We start from the raw sequence: 4,117 nt of genomic DNA, 5'->3' as shown, positions 1-4,117 counted from the left end.
ATAGCGCAACGTGCGGGAAGAAAAGCGCGTCAGGCCCGAATTACATTGAGCTATCAACCTATAACACTCGCCAAGCTTAAGCGAGTACAAGGGCAAGAATCACCGACATTGAGCGTCAATGTCATTGTCTGTCAGGAAAAAGAAAGTACGCAAAAAAATCCATTATGTTGGATTTTATATACGACAGAGCCCGTAAACACAGCAGAAGATGCCCAGAAATTAGTAAGATACTATGAACTTCGCTGGCGTGTAGAGGAGTTTCATAAAACATGGAAAACAGATGGAACCGAAGTAGAAGATTTACGTTTGCAGCACAGTGATAATATTTTACGAATTGCGATCATTAAAGCGTTTATTGCTGTCAGGTTATTACAACTGCAAAATATGGCACAAAGGAGTGAATTAGGCAAAGAAGTGAGATGTACAGCTTGTGTTAAAGAGATGACGTGGAAATTACTATGGGCAAAGGTTGAAAAGGATGTGTTGCCGGATAAAGTACCGTCTCTTCATTGGCTATACTATAGTTTAGCGAAATTGGGAGGGTGGTATGACAGTAAAAGAAATGGTCGAGTTGGCGTAAAAGCACTCTGGAAGGGATGGTTGAAATTAGCAGAAATGGTCGAATCTGCCGAATTGTTAATATCAATTCAGCAGACAGAAAAGTTGTGATCAAGAGACAGAGGTAGAGCTTTGCAGAGCACACTGTCATATCTATTTAGAATTAGTTACTGCGAACAGAAACAAACTCTGGGTAGGCTTCAATACCACAATCGTGTTGATCCATCCCGTTTAGCTCTTCTTCTTCGGTTACACGTATACCCATTACTTTGTTAAGCACAGTCCAAACAATAAATGATGCTACAAATACAAATGCAAGAATACATACTAGACCTATTAGCTGATTAACATAGCTTGCGTCAGCATTGGTTAGCGGTACTAACATAATGCCTAATGCACCGCACACACCGTGCACAGAGATTGCACCTACAGGGTCATCAATCTTAACTTTATCGAGGGCAACAATACTAAATACAACCAAAGTCCCCCCTAGTAAACCTAATAAGCAAGCCATTACTGGTGATGGTGAAAGAGGGTCTGCGGTGATAACAACCAAGCCCGCTAATGCGCCATTTAATACCATAGTTAAATCTGATTTACCCCAAAGTACTTTACACACAAACAGCGCAGCAATAGCTCCCATTGCAGCTGCGGCATTAGTATTTAGTAATATTTGACCTACCGCTGTTGCATTTTCTTTATCAGAAAGCAGTAATTGAGAACCACCATTAAAGCCAAACCAGCCCATCCATAGAATAAACGTACCGAGTGTAGCAAGGGGCAAGTTTGAACCTGGAATTGGGTATATTTCACCATTTTTACCGTATTTCCCCTTACGAGCTCCCAGAATTAAAACACCTGCTAGTGCGGCGGCAGCACCTGCGCCATGCACGATTGCAGAGCCTGCAAAATCAACAAAGCCCATTTTAGATAAAAAACCACCGCCCCATGTCCAATAACCTTCAACAGGGTAAATAAAGCCAGTCAGAACAACAGCAAATGCTAAAAAGGCCCATAGTTTCATACGTTCAGCAACAGCACCTGACACAATCGACATCGCAGTTGCAACAAAGACGACTTGAAAGAAAAAATCAGACTCTAGAGAATGATTTGCATCAGCAGCTTGTGTACCAATTAAAGCACCTATTGAGGGAATTAAACCGCCTTCAATATTGTCTACATACATAATGTTGTAGCCAACTAGTAAAAACATCGTACATGCTATTGAATAGAGCGCGATATTTTTAGTCAAAATTTCAGCGGTGTTTTTAGAGCGAACTAAACCCGCCTCTAACATCGCAAAACCTGCTGCCATCCACATTACTAATATACCTGATATTAAAAAATAGAAGGTATCGAGTGAGAATTTTAATTCTATTATTGTATTTTCCATGATGCCTCCTTAAATCGCTTCTTCGTCAAGTTCGCCAGTACGAATACGAACAATTTGATCTAAGTCGTATACAAAAATCTTGCCATCACCGATCTTACCTGTTGATGCGATTTTAGTAATTGCCTCTACAACACGCTGGCAGTTTTCAGTTCGAGTTGCAATTTCAAGTTTAATTTTAGGAATAAAATCAACTTGATACTCTGCACCTCGGTATAACTCTGTATGACCTCGTTGACGCCCAAAGCCTTTTACATCAACGACAGTCATTCCTTCAATTCCTAAATCAGCAAGTGCTTCACGCACATCATCTAATTTAAATGGTTTTATAATTGCACTAATCATTTTCATAGCGGCCCCCTCGGACTCTTTATTGTTATCCTGTTGACTAATACAATCCAACCTTTATGCCAGTATTTTATATTTAATTTAAACAATAACTTAAAGATAAAAATAAAAATAAAACCAAAAAAAACGCACCATTTAGGTGCGTTATATTAACAATATAGCTACATTGGTGCGTAAACTAACCTCGCACTAAAAAGCTAACTAAATATTATGCGATACAATTACGACCTTTATTTTTAGCTTTATACAAAGCGCTGTCGGCCGTCCGCATAGCATCAGTTAAACTGGTATTTTGAAACTCAGCTAAACCAATGCTTATAGTAATAGTGCAAGACTTGTCACTGATAGAAAAATCATAACTCGCCATTTTTTTTCTAAATGCTTCTAAATATTCTCTGCCCTTTGTTAGTTCGATTTCAGGTAAAATAATTGCAAACTCTTCACCGCCTACTCGCGCAACTATAAAGTTAGAGAACGTAGAACGAATAAGTGAACCTACTTGTTTTAACGCCTGATCTCCACCTTCATGACCAAATTTGTCATTAATATTTTTAAAAAGATCAACATCAAGTAAAGCGAGCGTATTATTTTGATTTCTATTTTTTAATAGCTTTTCCGCATATTGATAAAAATAACGGCGATTATACAAACCCGTTAAATCATCTCTAAAGGCACTTTCTTTTATATCTGCAATTAATGAAAGCTGCTCCATTGTTTGCAATACTCGACAGTGGAACTCTTCATTCATAAACGGTTTAGTCAAAAAGTCGTTGGCGCCATATTTAATAAATCGCGCTGATAAACCATGCTTGCCCGCACCTGACAAACCAATAATAGCTAAATCATCACGGCCTCTAAAATGACGAACCGCTTTAACAAGTTCAAAGCCATCCATTACAGGCATAGCATAGTCAGTCATTAACAACTTTATCTCTGGATCCGCTTTTAATAGATTAAGCGCTTCTTGGCCATCATTAGCTACGGTTACATCAAACAATTGTTTTTCTAACATTTGCTTCATTAATGAGCGGCTCAGCATTGAATCATCGGCAATAAGCGCTTTGCACCCTTGGTTTCTTAGTAATTGCGCCACAAGCTTTACGGCATAATGATAAGAATCACGATTATCCTTAATTACGTAATCAACAACACCAAGTTCAAGCATTTGCTGGCGTTTGTATTCGTCAATTTTAGACGTAAGTACAACTGTGGGGATTTTTTTAGTCAAGGTGTACTGTGCAACTTCACCATGAGGCGCATCTGGTAGGGTCAAATCAACTAAAGCGAGTGAATAATCATGTTTTTCTACATAGCTTTTACATTCAGCTAAAGACCAAGCAAAATCAATAGCGACATCAAGGTACTGTGCAGTTAAGTGGCGTAAAACCTGTTGTACTACTTTACTGTCTTCAACCACTAATACTCTTTGCATAGTTCTTCTCTTTACTTTGGTTAACTTTATACCGTCAGTAACAAATATAAAATAATCGCACTTCATTTTTGCAGCTAAAATAGCAAAAATTCGTGAATAATAAACATCCTGCTAAGCATTGTTATATTGCGCATTAAAATTAAAGCGAATTCCATTAGATTTGATTGGTAATAGTTTGCAAACTCTAAATACAAACTACTAGGGTCTGTTGATCTTTGCGGATTAAAATTTGTTCAAACTAGGGGCTATTTAATCGCGGCGCGAGGTTTGCAACCTAGTGGGCTAAGTAAAAACCGAGCAACAAAGAGTAAATAGCCCCTAGGAAGAACCCTTTGGGCAGCGCCTGTTTGGCATTGATGCTGCGTTATCGCCTATTTATGGGGAATAAC

4 protein-coding genes are annotated in these 4,117 nt (G+C 38.5%); 1 reads left to right on the top strand and 3 read right to left on the bottom strand.

Annotation, left to right across the window (positions count from 1 at the left end):
• Positions 1-669: IS4 family transposase (locus CWB66_RS18410; RefSeq protein ID WP_138586509.1), on the top strand; the 669-nt coding region annotated here is incomplete at its 5' end.
• 52 nt (positions 670-721) lie between these two features.
• Here CWB66_RS18410 and CWB66_RS18405 read toward each other — a convergent pair.
• From CWB66_RS18405 to CWB66_RS18395, 3 genes are all read right to left on the bottom strand, one after another.
• Positions 722-1,951: an ammonium transporter AmtB gene (locus tag CWB66_RS18405; RefSeq protein ID WP_077535735.1), complete on the bottom strand. Its 1,230-nt coding sequence runs from the start codon at positions 1,949-1,951 to the stop codon at positions 722-724.
• 9 nt (positions 1,952-1,960) lie between these two features.
• Positions 1,961-2,299 (bottom strand): P-II family nitrogen regulator, encoded by a 339-nt coding sequence (locus CWB66_RS18400; protein WP_004587162.1) that lies wholly within the window; start codon positions 2,297-2,299, stop codon positions 1,961-1,963.
• A gap of 205 nt (positions 2,300-2,504) precedes the next feature.
• Positions 2,505-3,728: a response regulator gene (locus CWB66_RS18395; protein ID WP_077538810.1), complete on the bottom strand. Its 1,224-nt coding sequence runs from the start codon at positions 3,726-3,728 to the stop codon at positions 2,505-2,507.
• Positions 3,729-4,117: the final 389 nt, after the last annotated feature.

Source organism: Pseudoalteromonas sp. S558, assembly GCF_005886635.1.
Lineage (GTDB): Bacteria > Pseudomonadota > Gammaproteobacteria > Enterobacterales > Alteromonadaceae > Pseudoalteromonas > Pseudoalteromonas aliena.
The sequence above is the reverse complement of the archived record's forward strand: the minus strand, read 5'-3'. Positions and strand labels throughout refer to the sequence as shown.

Excerpts from the sequence above, each read along its gene's own strand:
- CWB66_RS18405 (WP_077535735.1), bottom strand. The coding sequence starts at position 1,951 with ATGGAAAATACAATAATAGAATTAAAATTCTCACTCGATACCTTCTAT.
- CWB66_RS18400 (WP_004587162.1), bottom strand. The coding sequence starts at position 2,299 with ATGAAAATGATTAGTGCAATTATAAAACCATTTAAATTAGATGATGTG.
- CWB66_RS18395 (WP_077538810.1), bottom strand. The coding sequence starts at position 3,728 with ATGCAAAGAGTATTAGTGGTTGAAGACAGTAAAGTAGTACAACAGGTT.